General features: G+C 64.0%; 23 protein-coding genes and 2 pseudogenes. 7 read left to right on the top strand and 18 right to left on the bottom strand.

Annotation, left to right across the window (positions count from 1 at the left end; genetic code table 11):
• Positions 1–13: 13 nt before the first annotated feature.
• Entirely contained in the window at positions 14–463 is a 450-nt protein-coding gene (locus A3AC_RS0101460; protein ID WP_025596695.1) for a DUF2844 domain-containing protein, read from the bottom strand.
• A gap of 518 nt (positions 464–981) precedes the next feature.
• Positions 982–1419, bottom strand: coding sequence for a phasin family protein (locus tag A3AC_RS0101450; RefSeq protein ID WP_025596693.1), 438 nt, complete (start codon positions 1417–1419; stop codon positions 982–984).
• Positions 1420–2165: 746 nt separating this feature from the next.
• On the opposite strand from A3AC_RS0101450, the gene A3AC_RS0101435 reads away from it, so the two are divergent.
• Positions 2166–2933, top strand: coding sequence for a DUF4410 domain-containing protein (locus tag A3AC_RS0101435; RefSeq protein WP_025596691.1), 768 nt, complete (start codon positions 2166–2168; stop codon positions 2931–2933).
• A gap of 41 nt (positions 2934–2974) precedes the next feature.
• Here the strand turns inward: A3AC_RS0101435 and A3AC_RS0101430 are convergent, their stop codons facing one another.
• Both A3AC_RS0101430 and A3AC_RS0101425 read right to left on the bottom strand, forming a co-directional pair.
• On the bottom strand, positions 2975–3367 hold the full coding sequence (locus A3AC_RS0101430) for a response regulator (protein WP_025596690.1): 393 nt from the start codon (positions 3365–3367) through the stop codon (positions 2975–2977).
• A 151-nt stretch (positions 3368–3518) separates the two neighbouring features.
• Positions 3519–5435 (bottom strand): cytochrome c biogenesis protein DipZ, encoded by a 1917-nt coding sequence (locus A3AC_RS0101425; protein ID WP_025596689.1) that lies wholly within the window; start codon positions 5433–5435, stop codon positions 3519–3521.
• A 397-nt stretch (positions 5436–5832) separates the two neighbouring features.
• On the opposite strand from A3AC_RS0101425, the gene A3AC_RS0101420 reads away from it, so the two are divergent.
• Positions 5833–6384, top strand: a complete 552-nt coding sequence (locus A3AC_RS0101420) for a thioredoxin family protein (RefSeq protein WP_025596688.1) — start codon at positions 5833–5835, stop codon at positions 6382–6384.
• A gap of 76 nt (positions 6385–6460) precedes the next feature.
• On the opposite strand, the pseudogene A3AC_RS30310 reads toward A3AC_RS0101420, so the two are convergent.
• Positions 6461–6673 (bottom strand): annotated as a pseudogene (locus A3AC_RS30310) (SDR family oxidoreductase); the annotation flags it as partial.
• 202 nt (positions 6674–6875) lie between these two features.
• Here A3AC_RS30310 and A3AC_RS0101410 point away from each other — a divergent pair.
• Complete coding sequence (locus A3AC_RS0101410) at positions 6876–7814, top strand: YihY/virulence factor BrkB family protein (RefSeq protein ID WP_025596686.1); 939 nt, start codon at positions 6876–6878, stop codon at positions 7812–7814.
• A 114-nt stretch (positions 7815–7928) separates the two neighbouring features.
• Here the strand turns inward: A3AC_RS0101410 and A3AC_RS0101405 are convergent, their stop codons facing one another.
• Genes A3AC_RS0101405 through A3AC_RS0101390 form a run of 4 tightly spaced genes read right to left on the bottom strand, consistent with a single transcriptional unit; the run spans position 7929 to position 10507 of the window.
• Positions 7929–9272 carry an ATP-binding protein gene (locus A3AC_RS0101405; protein WP_025596685.1) on the bottom strand — a complete coding sequence of 448 codons (1344 nt, stop codon included), beginning with the start codon at positions 9270–9272 and terminating at the stop codon, positions 7929–7931.
• Positions 9269–10009, bottom strand: coding sequence for a response regulator (locus tag A3AC_RS0101400; RefSeq protein WP_025596684.1), 741 nt, complete (start codon positions 10007–10009; stop codon positions 9269–9271). Before A3AC_RS0101400 ends, A3AC_RS0101405 begins: the two co-directional genes overlap by 4 nt.
• Before the next feature lie 7 nt (positions 10010–10016).
• Positions 10017–10139, bottom strand: a complete 123-nt coding sequence (locus A3AC_RS31145) for a hypothetical protein (protein WP_006049555.1) — start codon at positions 10137–10139, stop codon at positions 10017–10019.
• Positions 10136–10507, bottom strand: coding sequence for a GFA family protein (locus tag A3AC_RS0101390; protein ID WP_025596683.1), 372 nt, complete (start codon positions 10505–10507; stop codon positions 10136–10138). The genes A3AC_RS31145 and A3AC_RS0101390 overlap by 4 nt, the downstream gene beginning before the upstream one ends.
• 342 nt (positions 10508–10849) lie before the next feature.
• Here A3AC_RS0101390 and A3AC_RS0101385 point away from each other — a divergent pair, with 342 nt between their 5' ends.
• Positions 10850–11260: an organic hydroperoxide resistance protein gene (locus tag A3AC_RS0101385; protein WP_025596682.1), complete on the top strand. Its 411-nt coding sequence runs from the start codon at positions 10850–10852 to the stop codon at positions 11258–11260.
• Positions 11261–11334: 74 nt separating this feature from the next.
• Here the strand turns inward: A3AC_RS0101385 and A3AC_RS0101380 are convergent, their stop codons facing one another.
• The 3 genes from A3AC_RS0101380 to A3AC_RS0101370 form a co-directional block, all read right to left on the bottom strand.
• Positions 11335–11670 (bottom strand): DUF190 domain-containing protein, encoded by a 336-nt coding sequence (locus tag A3AC_RS0101380; RefSeq protein WP_025596681.1) that lies wholly within the window; start codon positions 11668–11670, stop codon positions 11335–11337.
• A 58-nt stretch (positions 11671–11728) separates the two neighbouring features.
• Positions 11729–12568, bottom strand: coding sequence for a protein-L-isoaspartate(D-aspartate) O-methyltransferase (locus A3AC_RS0101375; RefSeq protein WP_025596680.1), 840 nt, complete (start codon positions 12566–12568; stop codon positions 11729–11731).
• Positions 12569–12747: 179 nt separating this feature from the next.
• Positions 12748–13194 carry an SRPBCC family protein gene (locus A3AC_RS0101370; RefSeq protein ID WP_025596679.1) on the bottom strand — a complete coding sequence of 149 codons (447 nt, stop codon included), beginning with the start codon at positions 13192–13194 and terminating at the stop codon, positions 12748–12750.
• Between the two features lie 216 nt (positions 13195–13410).
• Here A3AC_RS0101370 and A3AC_RS0101365 point away from each other — a divergent pair.
• A pseudogene (locus tag A3AC_RS0101365) lies at positions 13411–14323 on the top strand (endonuclease/exonuclease/phosphatase family protein).
• Here the strand turns inward: A3AC_RS0101365 and A3AC_RS0101360 are convergent.
• The 6 genes from A3AC_RS0101360 to A3AC_RS0101335 all read right to left on the bottom strand — a co-directional run bounded on the left by A3AC_RS0101360 (position 14320) and on the right by A3AC_RS0101335 (position 19131).
• Positions 14320–14628, bottom strand: a complete 309-nt coding sequence (locus A3AC_RS0101360; RefSeq protein ID WP_025596677.1) for a hypothetical protein — start codon at positions 14626–14628, stop codon at positions 14320–14322. The pseudogene A3AC_RS0101365 and the gene A3AC_RS0101360 sit on opposite strands and share 4 nt — an antisense overlap.
• Positions 14629–15088: 460 nt before the next feature.
• Positions 15089–16105, bottom strand: coding sequence for an alcohol dehydrogenase (locus A3AC_RS0101355; protein ID WP_025596676.1), 1017 nt, complete (start codon positions 16103–16105; stop codon positions 15089–15091).
• A gap of 201 nt (positions 16106–16306) precedes the next feature.
• Entirely contained in the window at positions 16307–16708 is a 402-nt protein-coding gene (locus tag A3AC_RS0101350; protein ID WP_035474440.1) for a hypothetical protein, read from the bottom strand.
• A 122-nt stretch (positions 16709–16830) separates the two neighbouring features.
• The gene (locus A3AC_RS0101345; protein WP_025596674.1) at positions 16831–17352 is read right to left on the bottom strand and encodes a hypothetical protein; all 522 of its coding nucleotides are present in this window, start codon (positions 17350–17352) and stop codon (positions 16831–16833) included.
• Positions 17353–17401: 49 nt separating this feature from the next.
• A complete protein-coding gene (locus A3AC_RS0101340) occupies positions 17402–18232 on the bottom strand; it encodes a hypothetical protein (RefSeq protein ID WP_025596673.1) in 831 nt (276 codons plus the stop codon).
• Positions 18232–19131 (bottom strand): class I SAM-dependent methyltransferase, encoded by a 900-nt coding sequence (locus A3AC_RS0101335; RefSeq protein WP_025596672.1) that lies wholly within the window; start codon positions 19129–19131, stop codon positions 18232–18234. Before A3AC_RS0101335 ends, A3AC_RS0101340 begins: the two co-directional genes overlap by 1 nt.
• 131 nt (positions 19132–19262) lie before the next feature.
• Between A3AC_RS0101335 and A3AC_RS0101330 the strand changes: the two genes are divergently transcribed.
• Both A3AC_RS0101330 and A3AC_RS0101325 read left to right on the top strand, forming a co-directional pair.
• On the top strand, positions 19263–20186 hold the full coding sequence (locus tag A3AC_RS0101330) for a LysR family transcriptional regulator (RefSeq protein WP_025596671.1): 924 nt from the start codon (positions 19263–19265) through the stop codon (positions 20184–20186).
• Positions 20187–20459: 273 nt separating this feature from the next.
• The gene (locus A3AC_RS0101325; RefSeq protein ID WP_025596670.1) at positions 20460–20882 is read left to right on the top strand and encodes a hypothetical protein; all 423 of its coding nucleotides are present in this window, start codon (positions 20460–20462) and stop codon (positions 20880–20882) included.
• Positions 20883–21109 lie beyond the last annotated feature (227 nt).

The raw sequence follows: 21109 nt of genomic DNA, 5'->3' as shown, positions 1-21109 counted from the left end.
CATGGCGGCTCCCCTATTGAATGACAGCGGGGCTGACGCCCGCGGGCAGCGCTTGCGGCAGATACGCATAACCGGAGAAGGCGCGCAGGTGTCCGCCCGAGTACACCACCAGGTCGGCGCCCAGGACGGCGAGCGGCGTGTTCCGCCTCGCTGCGCCGGCAGCAAGGTAAGCATCGAACCACGCGCCCAGCACGCTCTTGAGATCGGGCAAGGTCGGCCCTTCCCACGCGACGCCGAACACCGTTCCGTTGGCCGCCACGTATTCCCGCACGAGCGTTCCAGAAGGCAGCGTGATCAGATGCACCGAATACGCGTTCTGCGTGGAGGCGGTTCTTGCAACTGCATGCATGCGCGCGCCGTCGCTGTCGACACTGTTTGCGTTCTGGCCTAGCGCGGCATGAGCGGCCAGCGGCAGCGCGCAGCCGGCCCCGAGCATTGCGCAAGCAATGCCGATTAAGAGCATCGGTTTCAAGAGAATTCCTTCGAGGTGAAACGCTCGCGACACGCTATAGCCGTCACGAACGCGAAACTAAAAGCGCAGGTCGGGCAGGCGGTGCAGGCTGCGTTCACGCCGCTCGGTTGCGTGAATGCATCTACGGAGTGGCGGCGCGAAACTTTAGCGGCGGCGGTGTCGCGCGCCGGTCGTTTGCGCGGCGATTTGAACGGGTCGGCAAAAAGCCTCTGTTTCCCGGCGTTTGACGCTGGCGCAAAGGCGCGCCACCGGCAGTGCCTGGCGGCGAGTTGGGGAGCGCTGCCGCGTTTGAAGCAAACGGCTGCGCGAAAGCAGGATTGAACCGAAGAGAAAAACGCATGACGCACGCATTAAAGCGGGCGATGTAAGCGCGCGCTGAACTTGAAGGCCGCTTGAACGGCGCGACGCATGAAAAAGCCGCGAATGGATCGGCGAATCTCGACGACCCTTCGCGGCTCTGGCGTGCGTACCGCATCAGACGCACGCAAGCATTTCACGACCACACGAGATTACGTCTTTTGTTGCTGTTGTTGCTGCTGCAAAAGCGAGCGCAATTCCTGCACGTTTTCTTCGACGCGTTTTGCGATCACCGCGTACGACTCCGCTTGCGTCTGATACGCCGCCTGCGCGAGCTGCTGCATATCCGCGAGGGACTTGTGCAAGCTTTGCTGGATCAACTCGGCCGTTTTCGCCGAAGGCGCGGCGCCGCTCGCCGATAGCTGACCAGTCAGCGACTGCAATTCGGCAAGCGTGGCGCGCAACATCTCGGCCTGCTTCTGCGCGAGCGACTGCATGCCCTGGAACGCGGTCTGATTCGCCTGAACCAGTGCTTCAACGTCCTTGCGCCGCGCTTCCATGATGGCGGGCACGTCGAAGCCGGGCAGCTTGAACTGCTCCAGCATTTTGGTGAAATCGCCAAACGGATTGGCGGTATCAGGTCGGTCCATGCGAAATCCTCCTTTAGGTTGAACGACGCGGGCGGCGCTGCGACACATGATTCACGCGATGCAGGCACCGGCGCTTCCTTTGCGCCGCGCCTCGCAGCCGCTTTACGCGATGCTGCGGTCGGACGGCACAGTGCGCCCATCATGCGCCATCCGGCGTCAATGCGCCAGCGCACACGCCGTTCCCGCTCGCCGCGCAATCCCGGCAAGCTGGCGGACTCATGAAAAACATGCGGCAAACCGGTGCGGTGCCGACGTTCGCCGCACAGCGTTGGGTCTCCCACATTGCCGCTTACTGGCCGCTTTTTCGTCTTCCTTCTGGTGATTACGATAATCACTGTTGAAACCTCAGTGCGGGTGATGCATGCGCTATCCAGTCGACGTGGCCGTGGCCGCCGCTTTGCTCGTGTTGGTGCTCTGCTGCATCATCACGCTTGCTTTGCACTGATCGCACCAGCATGGCGCGCCACACGCGATCGCACGCGTGATCCCTCTTCTTCAGTCAGCATTTCCGTTGTCCTGAAACGCCCGTTCGGCGCGTGACATGGTTCGAAATAATTGTTCGATGGAGTCGGGGAGTCGCCTCGCCCATACTTCGTTTCGCTGCCGGTGCGTGCGAAACAGCACGCATGAGATCACGAACGCTTCACGTGCGACACCTGTCGCCGATGACCACGATCCTCCGGTTGCCGGTCATCGCAAGACAGGCTCGAACACTACGGCACCGCCTGCCGGCTACAGGACGCATCATGCTCACTTCGATCAAGCTCATCAAAAACCACTCCGCCCGTTTTGTCTGCATCGCGATGGTCAGCGCAGCCGCGTTGCTCACCGGCTGCGCCGGCGGCAGCATCGCCACCACGAGCGCGGCTGTCGCACAGCCGACCGTGCGTCCGGACAACATCTACGTGTACACGTTCGACACGCATGCCGGCGAGGTGAAGCTCGACGGCGGCATGCTGCAGAAACTGAAGACGCAGATGGACGGTTCGTCAGCGGCGCAGAAGCAGGCCGACGACGCCGCACAAGTGCGCGAGCAGGTGGCCAATGAGATCGTCCACGAATTGCAGTCGATGGGTCTGCGCGCGATCCGCACGGACATACCCGCGCCTGCCGACCAGAACGTGCTGATGGTGCAAGGCAGCTTCGATACGATCGACGCGGGCAACCGCCGCCGTCGCGTGCTGATCGGCCTCGGCGCCGGCAAGAGCGAGGTCAGCAGTTCGGTGCAGATCTTCTACAAGCCCGCAGGCGGCGCACCGCGGCTCGTGCAAAGCTTCACCGCAAGCGGCGACAGCGGCAAGACGCCTGGCATGGCGGAGACGGCCGGCGTAGGCGCGGCGGTGGGACATATCGCGACATCGGCGGCCGTGGGCGGCGGTTTGCACGCGGCGTCGGAAAGCAAAAATGCCGGTGTTTCCGCCGACGCGACGCGCCTCGCCGACGCAGTGGCGAAGCAGGTCGCGCAGATCGGCGTGAGCGGCGGCTGGCTCTCGAGCGAGCACATCAAGGGATGATGGCCGGCGTGCAGGTGCCGCGCGAGGCGGCCCGCACGAGTTCAGTTTGTGTCGCGCCAGAGATTGCGCATCAACGCGAGCAGAATATTGGGCGCGGTGCCCTTCTGGCAGTAGCCGTCGAAATTGTGGCGGCCGCGGCCGGTTTCGCGCACGTGCTGCTCGTCGAGCGATGTGAAGGCGACGATGCCGAGACTCGGTGTGGGCAAATAGCTGCGCAGCGCGCTTGCCGTATCGTAGCCATCGCGCCCCGGCATCATGATGTCCAGCACGACCACGTCGGGTACCCAATCTTTTACACAGTTGAGTGCTTCGTTACAACCGTTGGCCGCGCGCGCTTCCACACCTTCGTACGACAGATAGGTAGCGAGCGCTTCTGCCGCACCCTCGTTGTCATCGACCACGAGGACACGCGGCACCTCGTGCAAAACCCTCACCTGGCGAGCGCTCCACCTTTGACACGTTGTTCGGGACATGTATGACGATTTGCATGAGAAAAAACTCCCGCGGTGTAGCAAGTCACATACCACGGCGCCGCGCGTGAGGCGCCGACATTTGCGCTGGTCGCTCAGGGTTCGCCGCTCTCGGCTAGCCAAATGTGAACGCGTACGCACTCACGCCCGCATCCAGAAACTGGATTTCGAACGTGCGGTCCTCCACGGCGCCGCTTTGCCGCACGAGCTGATAGAGCCGCTCTTTATCGACCACCCCCACGCCGTTCGCATCCGTGTCCGCGCCATGCGACGCGCCCGGCGCTTTACCGTCGATCGTCACCCGGAAACGCACCGGCTTGCCGTCCGTCATCGGTCCCAGCACGAGATGCAGATCGCGCGCATGAAAGCGGTAGGCGATCTTCGCGCCGTTATGCCCCGATTGCGCGCGCTCGCCGGCCACATTCCACTCGCCGTCGAGGCTCCAGCTTCCCGTCCGCAGTCGCGCGGGGCTGCTGTAAGCGCGGAGCACGTCCGGCGCCAGCGTTTGCGGCGAAGCGAAACCCTCTGCCTGACGATAGCCGACGTAAGTCTCGCCTGAGCGCAAGTCGCGCGGGTCGGCGGCCGCTTCGATGCCCGAAGCCTTCGCGGCGCCCGCGGTCGCGGGCAGTGTCGAGTGACCGGCGTCAGCCAGCAATTGACGGATGACCTCTTCGGACTTGTCGTATCCACCTTCGCCGAAATGGTGATAGCGGATGTCGCCATGCGCATCGACGATATAAAACGCCGGCCAGTACTGATTGTCGAAGGCCCGCCACACGGCGAGGTTGTTGTCGACGGCAACCGGATAGTCGATATGCAGATCGGCGGCCGCCCGCTTCACGTTGGCGATGTTGTGCTCGAACGCGAACTCCGGCGCGTGGACACCTATCACGACGAGACCCTGATCGCGATACCGGCTCGACCACGCCTTCAGATACGGCAGCGTGCGCAGGCAGTTGATGCACGAGTAAGTCCAGAAATTGACGATCACGACTTTGCCGCGCAGGTCGCTGGTTTTCAGGGGCGGCGAATTCAGCCAGTCGACGGCGCCCGACAGCGACGGCAGAGCGCCTTCCACGGGCAGGGAGAGTGGCGCGGCAATCGGGATCGGTTTCGCCACGCCAGGGTGCTCTGCTCTCGCGCTGACTTTCAGGAGCGGGTTTGCGGTCCGCGGGCGCGGTTCGATGCGCTGGGGATCGACGCGCTGCGAATCTGTGCGTTGTGAATTTGCGCGCTGCAAATCGGCGCGCTGTGAATCCGCGCGTTCCGGATCCGCCCGCTGCGATTCCGCGCGCTGCGCCGCCCCATGCGGCGACCAGCGCTGCACCAGCTTATTTTCAATGCCCGACGTATTTAGCGAGGGCAACAAGGCCAACGCCCGTGTATCGACGCCAAGCGCGATTGCGCCTGCCGACAGCACCACCGCGGCGCCGACCACCTGACGCACGCGCTCGCTCACGCCATACGAGCGCCGCAGTACCGCGACGAGCCGCCCGCCGATCGCAAGAACGATTGCAAGCGAAACCGCCGCGCCAGCCGCGAACGCGAGCAACGGCAATATGCTCGCGCCGCCCGGCCGATGCAGGATCACGCCGGTCATCACCAGACCGAGAATGGGGCCCGCGCAAGGCGCCCACAGCAAGCCGGTCGCGACGCCCAGCCCGACGGACGACAGCACCCGGGGCTCGCCGCCGTCGCGGCGCACCGCGCCATCCAGACGATTGCCGGCGCTCACGAGCGGATGGGTGAGCCGCTCTGCTATCGACGGAAACAGCAGTGCCGCGCCGAACAGGCCGAAAAACACGAGCGCGATCCAGCGGCCGTATTCATTGACATGCGCGACCCACGCGCCGCCGGCGACGGCGAGGCTCGCGACAGCGGCGAACGTCAGCGCCATGCCGGCAAGAAGCGGCAAACCGTGGCGCACGAACGACTGATCGACGCGCGCGAACACGAGCGGCACGACCGGAAGAATGCACGGACTGAGGATGGTAAGCATGCCGCCGGCGAAGGCGAGGAGTATGAGCAGCATAACGATGTCCTTTCGTTCAATGACCTGATCGGCCCGAACCGGCTGCATGGACTGCATGGTCAGCGTCGGTCGGGTTGCTGATATCGCATGACTGCATTGAACCGCCGGCACGTATCGGGCTTGTGTCGGCGAAGGCGGCCTTGTGCAAGCTCATGTATCGACGGCTGCGTAGATACAGTGCGACACAAAAGAAAGAGTCGTCCGGCAAGAGGCGTGCGCCGACGCCCGCGCGAATGGGTTTGTATCGCAACGTATCGGCGCGCGGCGCGGACACGCAACGTTGCATAGACAGGCGCGAAACGACACATGGCAGATACGTCGGCGGCGTCCAATGACGTCACGCCTGCCGATTCACCTTCGCGCACACCACGCGTCTCACCCAAAGGACGATTCAATCATGCCCAACCGACTCAAAGCCCTCGCCACCATCGGCTCCTTCGTCGCGCTCGCGTTGGTCGCGAGCCTCGTTGGCACACGCGGCGGCACGATCAGCGCCGCCGAACGCAATACGCCGGCCGCGCCGCAGATAACCGGCATCGACTCATGGATCAACAGCCCGCCGCTCGCGCTGCCTGAACTGCGCGGCAAGGTGGTGCTGGTCGACTTCTGGACTTATTCGTGCATCAACTGCGTGAACACGCTGCCGTACGTAAAGAACTGGTACAAGCAGTACGGCAATCAGGGATTGCAAGTTATCGGCGTCCACACGCCGGAGTACCCGTTCGAACGCAACGCCGGCAATGTCAGCGCAGCAGTCAGGAAGTTCGACATCCGCTATCCGGTCGCGCTCGACAATGAATACGCGACGTGGAACGCGTTCAACAACCAGTACTGGCCCGCCGTATATCTGTTCGACAAGCAAGGGCACGTCGTGTACAGCCATTTCGGCGAAGGCGATTACGCGCAAACGGAAGCGAAGATTCGCGAACTGCTCGCGCAACCGGGTTGACGCAGCGCCGCATCAAGTGTTCACGCCGCTATGCGCGCCGGCGAGCATGCGGCAATCCAGATCAAACCAGGTGGTAGAGCCCGGGCGATACCGCGTTCGCGCGAATACCGGCCTTGGCATACTCGATCGCGATGGACATCGTCGCTGCATTCAGACCGCCCTTGGTCAGCGAGGCCAACACCGAAGGCACGCCGCTGAACGCATGATCGGTGAGACTCGTGGTAATCGTGACGATATGCCCGCTCGAGCGCTTCTCCATTTCGGCAATCGCGGGTGACGTCGCGTGGAAACACGCTGGCCGCAGTAGCGGCGACCACACATCCGCGCGAACGGTAGCGACGCACGCGCCGAACGCCCTCTGCTGCGGCGCACGCCTTCCAGGCACGGGGCATGCGCAGAGCAAATCCAGCGCTGCGGCCACGCCGGCCGGCTCGACCATCGGCTGCCCGAACGGGCCGCGGCGCATCATCACGTTCAATGGCGAGGCGGTTATGAACAAGGTCTCATCGCCCGGACGGGCGCCGAAGAAACACGCACGGTTGAGCAACGTTTTCGCAGTGGTCGTCAACGCGGGCAAGCGCTTCATGTCGGACCGCTGCCCGATGATGGCCGCGAGTGTCGGCTTCTACTCGGCTTTCTCGCTTGCGCCGACACTCCTGATGGTGCTCGCGGTCGCGGGCTGGTTTTTCGGTGAAGACGCGGCGCGCGGACGCCTGTTCGATCAGATGCGCGGCATTCTCGGCAAGGAGGCCGCCGAGGCCATGCAGGCCATCGTTGAACACGCGCATCGCGCGAGCGGCAGCGGAATTGCCGCCGTAGTGTCGGTCGTGCTGTTGATCGTCGGCGCTTCCGCGACGTTTACGTCGCTCAACACGGCGCTGGACGTGGTGCTCCAAGCGGAGAAAAACGTCAAAAGCAAGAGCAGCATTACATGGCTCGTGCGCACGCGGCTCGTGTCGTTCGGCATGGTGCTCGGCCTCGGCTTTCTGCTCGTCGTGTCGCTCGTGCTCGATACCGCGATCACCTACGCGGGCCACGCGATATTCGGCGATTCGCCGCTCGTCATCGTGACGGCTGTGCTGCAAACGGTACTTGGATTGATCGTGCTGGGCGCGGCCTTCACGGCCCTTCTCAGATGGATGTCCGATGCGAAAGTAAGTTTGGGGCATGCCGCGGTTGGCGGAATGACCGCGGCGATATTGTTTTCCGTGGGCCGTCACCTGTTCGGGCTTTACCTCACGCATGCGGGAACCGCCAGTTCGTTCGGCGCCGCCGGCTCACTTGCCGTGCTGATGATGTGGCTGTATTTTTCGGCGGCAGTGTTCCTGTTCGGCGCAGAAACGACAGCCGAACTCGCGGGACGCAATGAGGTGAAGGACGAGCAGAAGGACCGGCCGTTATCCGTAGGCACGGCACGCTCGCGCGGTTGAGTGCGCAAGCGTCATGCGCGAGGATAACGCGTTTTATGTACCCGGCTGGTCCGCCGTGGCCGGAACTCGCGCCGAACCGCAGCGGCGTGCATTGGCGATGTTGCGACCCGTGTTCTACTCCACCGTAGCCGGCGCCGCCTGCACCAGATTGCGCAGCGTGAGCCTCGCCTCCAGCCCGCCGCCGGCACGGTTGCGCAGTTCGAGCGTTGCATCCATCGCAAGCGCGAGTTGGCGCGCGATCGCAAGGCCAAGACCTGTCCCGCCGGTTTGCCGGTTGCGCGAACCTTCGAGCCTGTAGAACGGCTGGAACACATCTTCGAGCGAATCGGGAGGAATGCCGGGGCCGCGGTCCAGCACCGAGATCGTGGCCTGCCTGTCCGACGACACGGCGATCTCGATCTCCGCCGCGCCGCCGAACTTCAGCGCGTTATCCACCAGATTGCCGACGATGCGCCGCAGCGCCTGCGGACGCGTCATCAGCGGCGTGCCGAAGCGGCCCTGCAACGACACGGCCTGATCGGCATCCACGTAATCGCACACGAGACTGTCGAACAGCGCATCCGGATCGATGCGTCGCGGCGTTTCAGTCGCGCCGTGCAACGTGCGCGCATAGGTGACGCCTTCTTTCACGAGCGCTTCCATTTCCTGCAAGTCCTGACGCAGCTTCGCGCTTTCGGGGTCGCCGTCCATCATGTCGACGCGCAGACGCATGCGCGTGATCGGCGTTTGCAGATCGTGCGAAATGGCCGCGAGAATCTGCATGCGCTCGGTCACGTACATCGCAATGCGTTCCTGCATCGCGTTGAACGCGCGGGCCGCGCGCGCGATTTCCGAAGGCCCGCTTTCGCTGAGGCGCCCGGCCTTGAGGTCGGGGCCGAGCGCATCCGCGGCGACCGCCAGTTGATGCAGCGGGCGCGTGGCCGTGCGCACTGCGAACCAGCAGCAGCCCAGCAACACGACAAGCTGCGCCAGCAGGACGAGCGGCAGCCATTGCGAGAGCGGCGCGCCGGACATCGGACGCATGTCGATGGTGAGCGGCGTGCCGTCGTGCAAGTTCAGATGGACCTGCAGGCGTTCGCGGTCGCCGGGCACCGCATTGACCGTGAGCGGGTAGTTCGTGCCGATGCCATCCGCAATGGAACGCGCGACGCGCGCCGACAGATCCGCATCCACGGGGCCGCCGCTCACGCCGGGTCCCAGCACGAACTCGTAGCTGCGCCGCGCAAGACGCGGCAGCCACTGAGCGCGTTCGTTCGCCGGCAGGTGATCGAGCAGCGCAACCGAACTCACGACCTCGCGCTCGATGTATCCCATCATCACGTTCGTCATGGTCTGGTCGCGTTCGGTCATGGTGAGCCAGAACGACAACGCCTGCGCGGACGCGAGCCCGACAAACAGAATCACCGTCAAGCGGGCGAACAGCGTGCGCGGCCAGCGCAGTGACGAAAGCAGCTTCATTGCTGATCCTCGATTACCTGCACGGCGGCGGAAAACACATAGCCTTCGCTGCGCAGTGTCTTGATGTAACGCGGTTCGCGCGCGACGTCGCGCAAACGCTGACGCAGCCGGCTCACCATCAGGTCGATCGAGCGGTCGAACGGATCCGCCTGACGGCCTTGCGTGAGATTGAGCAGTTGATCGCGCGTCAGCACGCGCTGCGGATGGTCGAGAAACACGCGCAGCAAGCGGTATTCGGCGCCGCTAAGCGCAACCATCGTGCCTTCCGGGTCGAGCAGATGGCGCGCCGTGGTGTCGAGCCGCCAGTCGCCGAAGCCGAGCATTTGCGCGCTCTCCGTCACCTGCATGCCGGGCGGCAGCATGCGCGCGCGGCGCAGCACGGCGCGAATGCGCGCGAGCAGTTCGCGCACCGCAAAGGGTTTGGGCAGATAGTCGTCGGCGCCCATTTCGAGGCCGAGAATGCGGTCCGCTTCTTCGTTGCGCGCGGTCAGCATCAGCACCGGCACGGTGCGGAACTTGCCCGCGCGCAGTTCGCGGCACAGCACGAGCCCGTCTTCACCGGGCATCATCAGATCGAGCACGATCAGGTCAGGCGCGCCCTGCTCCAGCGCGGCGCGCATTTGCCGCCCGTTGGCCGCGAGCGAAACGCGCATGCCGTTCTTTTCCAGGTAGCCGGCGATCAGCTCGCGAATGCCGCGATCGTCGTCGACGATCAGTACGTGATCGATCGTGTCCATGAATGGATCATCTCTTTTGACGTTTCACCTGCACCCGGCTCGCGCACAGCATCGAACACTGGACCGGATGCGCCCATTCCGCCGCAACGCCTCCCGCGATAAACGCGATGATTGCCAGCAGCCGTTTCATGCGTCCTCCACGACGGAAAGAGTGGCGCCGTCGGAAAGACCGGCATCCAGCGTATACGGATCGATCCCTTCCAGGCAACCGATATTGACGCGCCAGAGCTTCGCGTCCTTGCGCGTTTGATGAAACGGATAGATACCGCAGTGCTTGCAGAAGAAATGCTTCGCGACGCGTGTGTTGAACTGATAAAGCGTGAGCGCGTCCTCGCCTTGCGTGATCGTCAACTGGTCTTTCTCGAACGGCGGGCTCATCAGCGCGCCCTTGCGGCGGCACAGGCTGCAATTGCAGCGCGCCGCGGGCGCAACCGGCGTCGTGACTTCAAATCTGACGGCTTTGCAGTGGCAGCTTCCCTTCAGCGTTTCGGTGTGCATCTCGATCTCCGGTGACTGGCAACGCCTGCTTTATAGCGCGCGGCCCACCGGGATTTATGTCGCAATGTATCCGGACCTCCTTCTGACACAAAACATTGCACCGGCGCGTCGCGGCACGCGCTCGCGCTTTCGCGGCACACGTTCGCCAATCGGCGGCGCCCGGCGCGGATTTGTATCGCCTTGTATATGAGGCCTCGCGGGATACACAGCATTGCAATACCCCGCTTCGCCGACACAAGCCAGATACCCGCCGCGCTTCTAATCTCGTCAACGACGGATTCGGGGCAGCGCCTAGGCCACATCCGGACGGATTGCTTCTGCTTCCCTCTTATGGAGAACGACATGTCAGACAAAGTGCTTTACACCGGCAAGACCCACACCACCGGCGGACGCGACGGCGCCGCGCGCAGCTCCGACGGCAGGCTCGACGTCAGGCTCGGCTCGCCGGGCGCATCGGCGACCGGCACGAATCCGGAGCAGATGCTCGCCGCGGGATGGTCCGCGTGCTTCATCGGCGCGATGGGTATCGCCGCGAAGAACCTGCGACTCGCGCTGCCAGCCGACACGGCCGTCGACACCGAAATCGATCTGGCGATGAACGATAGCGGCTATTTCCTGCGCGCGCGGCTCAACGTCAGCCTGCCCGGCATCGAGCGGGACACTGCGCAGAAACTGACGGAGATGGCACACCAGACATGTCCGTATTCGAAGGCGACCCGCGGCAATATCGACGTGACGATCACGGTGGTCTGAAGCCCGCCGCGGTGGGGCGGCCGCACGCCGCGGCTTTATCGCGCGACGTGGCTCACGGCTGCACGTGAGCCACGTTATTGCGCCACGCTTGGGTCGTCATCGCCGATTACGCCGAATTCCACGGCCGTCTTCACGTAAAACAGGTGCACGCCCTCGGCGCGCAAGCGCTCGAATAGCCTGCGGGCTTCTTCGCTCGTCACCGCCATCACAATCGACAACGGCTGATCCGCCAGTTCGAAAAAATGCGCGGAATGCACACGGTGGTGGTGACCGATTCCTTCGCTCGCCGGTATCACAGTCGCGCCGCGCAGCCCGAGTTCGCCGGCCAGATGGACGAGCCAGTCGGCCAGCGGCTTGCCGCGATGGCGGCGATCGTGCTGGGTGAAGAAGGTGATCTGGTAGCCGTTCATGTCGATGTCCCCTTGGAGCGGAGCATGTTGTCGGTCAGTGTCGCGCCCGCGACGCGACTCAAGCCACTGCCAGCAGGCAATGACGGCTAGCAGCCTCAGCGGCGCTCATCGGGCGCGGACCGCCGCGTTCAGCGCCGCCAACGCCATTGCTTCCGCTGCCGCCACTATCTCCGCTGCCTCCACCACCACTGCCTCCACTGGCTCCACCGCCGCCGCCACCATTCCCACCGCCGCGCCGTGCCGCGTCCGGCGCGGGCCACGCGTCCGCACCGACGAGCGGCACGAAGCTCACTTCGCCGAGCGAGCAGCTTTGATATTCGTCTTCGCCGCAGCGAACCAGTTTGATAAGCCTCTGATAATGCCGGTCACGGCCGACCGGCATCACGATCCGCCCGCCGATGGCGAGCTGTTTGCGCCAGACTTCGGGAATATGCGGCCCACCCGCCGCGGCGATGATCGCGTCGTAAGGCGCGTGTTCCGCGAGGCCCGCAGTGCCGTCGCCGAGATAGACGGTGACATTGCGAATATCCAGCCGCGCGAGAATCTCCCGCGCCATGACGACCAGTTCCGCGTGGCGCTCGATCGAATGGACATGCGCGGCAAGCGCGGCCGCGACCGCGGCGGCATAGCCGGAGCCGGTGCCGACGTCGAGCACCACGTCGTGGGGAGAAAGATCCGCAGCCTCGATCATCGTCGCGACGATGGCGGGCTGCGAGATGGTCTGCTCGTTGCCGATGGGCAGCGGCCTGTCTTCGTATGCGAGATCGCGAAGGTAGTCGGGCACGAATGCCTCGCGGGGCACGCTGCGCATCGCGGCCAGCACCCTCGAATCGCAAATGCCGCGGCGGACGATTTGCCGCTCCACCATGCGCTCGCGGGCCTCGTTGAAATCGGTCATCGCCACCTCCGTCTTGCAGCCGGCGCCCGCGTGCCGCGTTGCAGCAGAGCGCCGGACAGCAGGCATCGACACGATGGCCGGCGAACGCGAGGGCTCCGTTCAGTCTACGCCCAGATCGAGCCGGACAAAACGGGGAGCCGCAGGCGCCGCGGGACCGCCGACGCTGCCCTCGAAGCGGCTCAGTCCGGAATCTCGGGTTCGACGAGCTTGGCCAGCTGCATCAGCGATTCCTGCCAGCCGAGGTAGCACATCTCCACGGGAATCACCTCGGGCACGCCTTCCTGGAGAATCGACACCTCGGTCCCGCACGACACCTCGCGGAACGTGATGGTCGCGGACATTTCGCCGGGCAGGTTCGGGTCGTCGAAGCGGTCCGTGTAGCGGATTTTCTCGAACGGCACGAGTTCGACGTATTCGCCTCCGAACGAGTGGCTGTTGCCGCTGCCGAAGTTGCGAAACGACATCTTGTAAGTGCCGCCCACGCGGGCCTCGAAATGGTGGACCTGGCAAGTGAAGCCATACGGAGGCAGCCATTTCGCGAGCGCGTCCGGTTCGAGGAACGCCCGGTAGACACGCTCGGCAGGGGCGCGCAAAACGCGGTGGAGTTTGATGGTTCCAGTAGTCATGGTAAGCCGCCTTTCGGTTGAGAAGTGGGACACACTGCTACGACGATGCGACGGGTGCGAAATCGACACGCCGCACGGGAGAATTTGTCAGTGCCGAGGGTGCCGGCGCTTGTGCGCTGCGGGTCGCCGCAGTCGTTCGCGGCCGGCGCCGGCTGCTTTTGGCGTGAGCCGCGTCCCGGCGATAGACTAGCAGGACAGCACTTGCAGGAGGATCTCATGCGGCTCGTCGACTGGAACATTCAGTGGGGACGCGGCGTGGATGGCCGCGTCGATCTTGCCCGCATCGTGCACGAAGCGCGTGCGCTGTGCGATTTCGACATCATGTGCATGCAGGAAGTCACTCGCGGCTTTCATGAGCCTGGCGCGGCGGGAGGCCTCGCGGGCAGTCCGGGCGCCGACCAGTTCGCCGAACTCGCCGCCCTGCTGCCCGACATGACCGTGATCGATGCGGTCGGGTCGGACCTTCCGCCCATCGGCGCGGGTACCCGGCGGCGCCAGTTCGGCAACGCGATCGTCACGCGCCTGCCGGTCAGGCAGGTGCTGCGCCACTCGCTGCCCTGGCCCGCCGATCCGGCCAAGCCGTCGATGCTTCGCGTCGCGCTCGAAGCCGTGATCGACACGGACGTCGGGCCGTTACGCATCATCAGCACGCACCTGGAGTTTTATTCGGAAAGGCAGCGGCTCGCGCAGGTCGAGCGGCTGCGCGAACTGCACCAGGAGGCATGCGACCACGCGCGCCGCCCGGCGCCAGCGGAAAAGCAGGACAGCCCGTTTGCCGACACCGGGCGTCCAATGAGCGCAATCGTCTGCGGCGACTTCAACAGCGCGTTCGAAAGCTCCGCCTATCGCAAGATGCTCGAACCGATTGCGGGCGCACCCGCGTTCGCCGACGCCTGGAGCCGCGCGCACGGCAACAGCGCGCGCGCCGCGACCGTCGGCTTGTACGACCATGAGCAATGGCCCGACGGGCCGTTTGCGTGCGACTTTATCCTCGTCACCGAAGACCTGGAGCCGCGCGTGGTGAGCTGCGAGGTGGACCCGCACAGCCGGTCGTCGGACCATCAGCCGATGTGGCTCGAACTGCGCTAGGCGGCGGCAAGGTACGACGAAAGCAGAGTCAGCGCGCTAGATGCGCGGCAGGTCGTCAATGCATTTTTCGATGTGGCCGTCGGGGACGTCGGTGTCGATTCCGTCGTGCCCGTTGGTGTGGGAAACCGCCACGATTTTCGGCCCCAGAAAGCGCGTGCCGCCGAGCGTGAAAAGCGACCACACCGCGTCGCCGCGACGGATCGCGGCCACCACCTGCGCGACTTCGACAATCGAAGTCGGCGACAACCAGTTGCGCGTGGCCGGGTCGACAGCCGCCCAGCGCACATGCGTGATCCGGTCGTTCGAAGGGTTGATGCGCACAGCGTCGATACCAAACGTAGCCATGATATTTCCCCTAGCAGCCTGGCGCTGACTGACCATCCTAGCATGATCGTCCAAGGCGTCGAGCGGGGCAAGCGGCAGCCCTGCCGGGGCTTTCGCGGGCGCAATAAAAAAGCCAACACCGATGGACCGGTGTTGGCCAAGTACTGATTCAAACACACATGGTAGGGATCAGCTACCAGGTAGCCGGGATTACGGCAGCGTCGGCGCGATCTTTAATTTTTCGCGGCTGGCCGGGCGGCTCGTGGCATGCCGGGTGGTTGCCTCGCTCGTCAAACCCGCGATTGCCGTGGGGCGTGCGCCGCCAGGATTTTGTTCCCAGGCTCTGACGCTCGGGTCTGGCAGCACCTCGGTCGCGATGCCAATGTCAGATCACCACGCCGGCGCGTGAATCTGTTCCGTATTTCAGCGCGGATGCGGCGTGGATGAGGCGTGGATGCGGCGGCGCTCTGGGGAAGCTTCGTCAGCCCATTTTCAGCACGACGCGAAACCGGGCGTCGCCGCTCATCATCCGTTCATACGCTTCGGCCGCGCGATCCAGTGGAAACTCTTCGATCATCGGCTTGACGCCGGAGAGCGCGCTGAACGCTAGCGTGTCCTGCGAATCGGCGGACGTACCCGACGGCCAGCCCTGGATCGAATTGCGTCCCATGATGAACTGCGCAATCGGAACCTCGACAGGCTCTTCCGAAATGCCGACCATGATCATCTTGCCGTTCAACCCGAGCCCGCCGACCGCCGCGCTCATGGCCTTGCCGCTCGTCACTGTCGCGAGAATGACGCGCGCGCCGCCGAGCTTCTGCAGTTCCTCGGCAACATTCTGTGCCCGGCTGTCGATGTAGTGATGAGCGCCCAGCTCCTTCGCCAGCGAGGCTTTGTCCTGCCCGCGGGCAATCGCAACCGTGCGGAAGCCCATTTGCCGCGCGAACTGCACGCCGAGGTGCCCGAGCCCGCCAATACCGAGTATGGCTACGACATCGCCTGCGCGCGCGCCGCTGTTGCGCAACGCGTTATACGTGGTGATGCCCGCGCACAGTAGCGGCGCTGCATCGGTGTCCGACAGATCGTCGGGAATGCTGGCCAACGCCTCGACCGGCGCGACGACGAACTCCGCATAGCCGCCGTCGTAGCTGATGCCCGGCACTTGCGCCTTTTCGCAGAGGACGAAGTCGCCCTGACGGCAACGCGCGCACCGCCCGCAATGGCCGCCATGCCAGCCGACGCCCACGCGCTGCCCGACTGCCCACCCCTCGATGCCCGCGCCGAGCGCATCGATCACGCCGGCAATCTCGTGTCCCGGAACTCGCGGAAATTGCAGACCGGGCCACAGTCCCTCCTTGGTCAGCGAATCGCTGTGACAGATTCCGCACGCCTGCACCTTGATGCGAACGTGGCCGTCGCCCGGCTGCGGAATTTCCCGCTCGACCACCGTCAACGGCCCTCCTGCTGCATTAACCTGTACGGCCTTCATTCTGGACATGGATTTCACCTCGCTACTCGTGGATGAGATCGCGCTCCGGGACGGCGAGTGTCAGACAGCATGCGGCGGCAGATCGACGTTCAGAGCTTTCCTCGCGCGACGCGTGGCCACCTGCGCCGGCGTGAGCGCGCGAACTCATTGACCATAGTGGAAATCGAGGTGGAATCCAACCTGCTTATAGCGTGGGCAGAAGCGTTTTTCTCATTTACCCGCGCCGGGAAATTCACGGCAGCTGAGCAGCAGCTGATCGCCGGGCGCGGCTGCGGCGCTGAGCGCCGCGGCGTGCGTTTGGCCGTCGCCGCAGCGCCACTGCGCCACGAGGTCGCTACGGCACGAGCGGATGCCGGCACTGGCAATGTCGCCGGTCAGCATGTACGTGCAGGCGGTGCGGCCATCGCATCGACGCCCGAGATCGAGCGTCGCGTTGCCGTCCTCCTGGCCGCAGTTGCGGCCGTAGGTGGCTGTCACGACGGTGATGGTGCTCGATGGACGATCGGATGGCCCGATCGGGCGATTCGCGTCCGTTACAGGCGAGCCGTATGCGAGCAATTCGAGGGTCGCGAAAAGACAGGCTGCGAACATGAAGCGTCGGCGGGATTTCATGATTGGCCTCCGGGGAAGCTCAATGCGTCGTAGTGTTATTTTAGGCGGTTTGGTGGCATAGCCGGTCAGCGTGACCGCGTCAACGATAGTCGCGTGAACGAGTGACCGCGGCGCACCCACCCTCATGACTTACGCAAAGACAAGTAGCTTCGAGCCGCTTTTGACTGAGGCCGCAGCAGGAAAAAGAAAGCGGCAACATGCGTGATCATCAGCACGGGCACGTAGAGGATCGGAATCGCGTACATGGCGCCCAGTGCTGCCGCGCGCGCAGGAAGATCGAACTGGATAGCGTGGTAATAGTCGACGATGAGGTCGATCACCCCCACAAGATTGAAGGCTACGACGAACAACCAGAAGAGTGGGCGAACCCGTGCGCTGAGGAGTGCCAGCATCGCCAGCACGCCCGTTGCTAGGTCCCCGTATGCGGCGAACACAGCAAAGCCCGCGGGCAGGTCGGGACTAACGACGCCCGGCAGAATAAAGACCAGCCCGAAGAAACGGAAGCTATGCAAAGCGGCGATGGCGCGTTGCGCTTCAAATGGGTCCATCGACCTGAGCCTGGACCAGACATACACGCGAAAGACAAGCAGCCACGCGGCATACCCCAGCACGAGCTGCAATTGGAAGAGAAGCTCCGGTGACATGTTGCCTCCTGTCAGATGCTGTCTGGCCCATTGAAGGCCGTGATAGTAGTCAGCCGGCACGTCGCCGCATCAGTTGACGCAGCGACAGCACGTGCAGCAGGATGGAGCCCGGCACCACGAACGCCGGCGTCAGCACCTCTGGATAAGTGCCGGCGCCGATGCTCGGCATGCTCGGAACGATCAACTGGAGCGGGCCAGGCGAGGTGATCATCCCCAAGGTAATAGCGACGGCGAAGTCGGCGAGGCCGAAGATGTTCCAGGCAATCGCCGCCTTGCGTCCCCAGGCCGCACCGCTCGCCACGGCGATTGCCACCGGCACGGCGAACACGCCTGTCAACACATCGCCGATTCCCGCCGGCAACGCGAACGCGCCTGGCAGTAACCCGTGCAGCCAGGCAGAGAGCGCCCAACTGCCGAACACCCGGTAAATCTGAAGAGCGATAAGCCAGTTGACCGGCATCGCATCCAGCACCCGCCCCACCCGCTTCGACAACAGCAGCAGCGGCGCGCCGGTCATCACCGGCACGAAGATGGTCAACGGCAACAGCGGCAACAGTGAAGTGCCCGCCAGGAAGGCGCCATTGATCGCCGCGCTCCAGGCGACAGCAAACCAAAGTGTGTCCGGGATCATGACCGCCAGCCATGTCATACGGCGTTGCCCCGGCGTCAGGTCCGCGCGTTCGAGCCCGAGCCACAAACCAACTGCGATCAGCCCATGGGCCGCCAACTGATGCGCTGTGGTGGGAACGCCGCTTGTCTGGATGATCGGCTGCCAGTAGATCAACACGATCCACAGCGCCACCAACGGGGTGATCCAAAGCAGGCTGCGCCACGCGGCACCTGGCGGGACATTATCAATGGGGATGGGGACGGCGCTCATCAGCGGTTCTCCTCGTGATTCGCAGTCTTCGCGGATGCGGCCTCGAACACCGCTGTAATAATGCCGAGTCTGCCTTCCAGCAGATTTCGCCCAAGGTTGGTGGTTAGCTGGACGAAGTCCGGCCCCATCACCACGCCGAGGTTCGGCGACGGCGGCGGCCCCGACGCACGCAACTCGGCAAACCAGGCCTTGGCGGTCTCGGTGTCGTCTTGCCATACCAACGTGCCGAAACCGGCCTGTTCGATCGCCTCGCGCGTTGCATCGGCCGTCAGGAGAAAGCTTGTTGTCGGCGTTCGCGCCCAGGGAACGGGGTAATGCGGTTCGGCGCCGTTTGCGCCGCCGCTTGCACCGCCATTTGCACCGCCGGTTTTCGCGCCGCTCACGACGACGTCGTACGTCGCGAATCTGCCGCCCGGCTTGAGCACGCGTCGGATCTCGCGGTACAGCCGTGAGCGGTCGGCGATGTTCATCGCCACGTGCTGCAGTAATACGGCGTCGAAATGGCCGTCGTCGAAAGCAAGCTCCAGCGCGCTTCCGGTACGGAACGACACGCGTTCGCTCTGCCCTGTGCGCTGCGTGAGATAGCGTGCGGCTTCCACGAACGGCTCGCTGAGGTCTATGCCCGTCACACGGCAGCCATAGGTCGAAGCCAGAAATCGGGCCGGCCCGCCAACGCCCGAACCGATGTCCAGCACCGACATTTCCGCGGTGATCTGAGCCAATCGGGCAAGCTCCCCGGTGGCAGCCAGGCCACGGGTGTGAAACTGGTCGAGGGCGCCTAGTTGCTGGGGTATGAGCGGCTGATCCTCGGGCCCGAGGACAGCGAGCGCCACCTTCAGCCGCTCGGTCAGGCCGGTCGCGCGATAGTGATCGCGCACGCCATCAAGTGCATCGTTCATTGCAGGGTTCCTCCACGGTGCTAGCAGACTGTCCAGGACTTGCGAGTCGACATCTGCGCGACTCCTGGCCTACAGGCATAGGTGTACCATCGACTTTCGCGAGCGACTATTCATCACAATGTTGACGGGCCATGAAGCAGAACTTCACAGTCAGGCAAGGCGCACTTGATGGCGTGGAGGCGTTCCTGAGCGTTGCCCGGCATCGCAGTTTTCGCCGGGCAGCCGCGGAACTCGGCGTGACGCCGTCGGCCATCAGCCAGGCAGTGCGCGTACTGGAAGAGCGGGTTGGCGCAGCGCTGTTCATACGCACCACGCGTAGCGTCGGCTTGAGCGAAGCCGGCGAACAGTTTCTTTCGCGCGCCAAGCCCGCCTTCGAGGAGCTGGTCGCCGCCAGCGAGGTCGCGCGTGGCCTCGGCCAGCGTCCCACCGGGTTGTTGCGTCTCTCGGTGCCGCGCGCGGTGGTGCCAATCCTGCTGGAACCCCTGATCGCATCGTTCTGCCAGGCTTATCCCGACGTCGAAGTGGAGATCGCCGCAAGCAACGAACTGGTCGATCTTGCAACTGAAGGGTTCGACGCCGGTATCCGACTAGGCCAGTTCGTCGACGTCGACATGGTCGCGGTGCCGTTGACGCCGCCGTTTCGTCTGATCGTTGTCGGCAGCCCGGCCTACTTTGCAGGGCGCAGGCGCCCCGAGCAAACGGACGATCTACGCGAACACGCGTGCTTGCGATGGCGCAAATCCAGCGGCGCGCTCGCGCTATGGTCGTTCAACCAGGAGGGCGCTGCGATCGAGATCGCCGTAAGCGGCCCTTTCATCGCCCACGATTTTCTGACCATGCTGGGCGCGGCAGTCGAAGGTATAGGTCTCGCCCAGCTACCTGAGCCGATGGTCGCTGAGGGATTGAGAACTGGAAAACTGATAGAAGTGCTCAAGCCGTTCGCGCCGGTGATACCGGGCGTGTGCCTCTACTATCCGGGCCGCCGGCAGATTATGCCGAAGCTGCGCGCCTTCATCGATCATGTGAAGAGCCGCCAGGCAGAGCCTCGTTTGTGAAGTCCTGTTTCACTGGCATCCGCTCGAAAAGACCAGCGGAAATCCCCTCTGTGACGGCATGAAGGAAACCACGGTTTCCCCCTGGCGCAAGACCAGTTAGCGCTGTTGCGTGCATGGCTGCGCCGCAAGTCGGGGTTAGTCAGTATGCAATTTCCCGACAGTGCGCAATAAGCAGATATCTCCGCGCGACAGCGCTCACTAAGATCCATCGTGCCGATACCCGCGCCCCGTTGCGGGTCGAATCAGAGAGCCACAGGAGTGGCGCAAGCACGCATGGAACTAGCCCCGCATCCCGAGCAAAAGAAGCCCAGGCAACGGCACCGATACCTGGCGTTGATCTCCACCGCGACTGCGCTGGCCCTCGCTTACGGCGTGGTGCGACATCTGTCGTGGGCCTCTTCACCGGTCCCGGACCAGCAACAATTCTCGGTCTACGTAGACCGAAGCCAGGCGCCGTGGGAACGACCGGTCATTGCGATTCGCGAAGGTGTACCGGCCCATATCAGCGTGCAATCGAACGAGCCCGGTGTCCTGATGGTGCATGAAATTCCAGGTGCCTTCGCCGCATGCGCATCCGGCACCCAACAGTCGCTCGACATCGTTCCGGTTGGCATCACGGGTCGCTTCTCGCTGCATTTCCACAGCGGATCCGGCGATCAACTCGAAGTCGCCACGCTCGAGATCTATCCGCGCTAGCGAAGGACCGAATCACCGCGAAGATTAGAGACAGACAAGCGCTTTTCCTTCGACAAATAAATGGAGCGACGACTCCTGGGAGACATTCCATGCGACGTTATCGAGCGCTGGCCGCGGCCCTATTGGCGGCCTCCACCATTGCTGCGAGCCTTGCGGCCTGCAGCGGCGGAGACAACTTTGCTCGCGCAACCCTGGCTGCAAACGATTTGCCGGAAACCGGGCTCCAG

Source organism: Burkholderia sp. WSM2230, from assembly GCF_000472445.1.
Taxonomy (GTDB): domain Bacteria; phylum Pseudomonadota; class Gammaproteobacteria; order Burkholderiales; family Burkholderiaceae; genus Paraburkholderia.
Note: the sequence above shows the minus strand (reverse complement) of the source record. Positions and strands in the feature narration are given on the sequence as shown.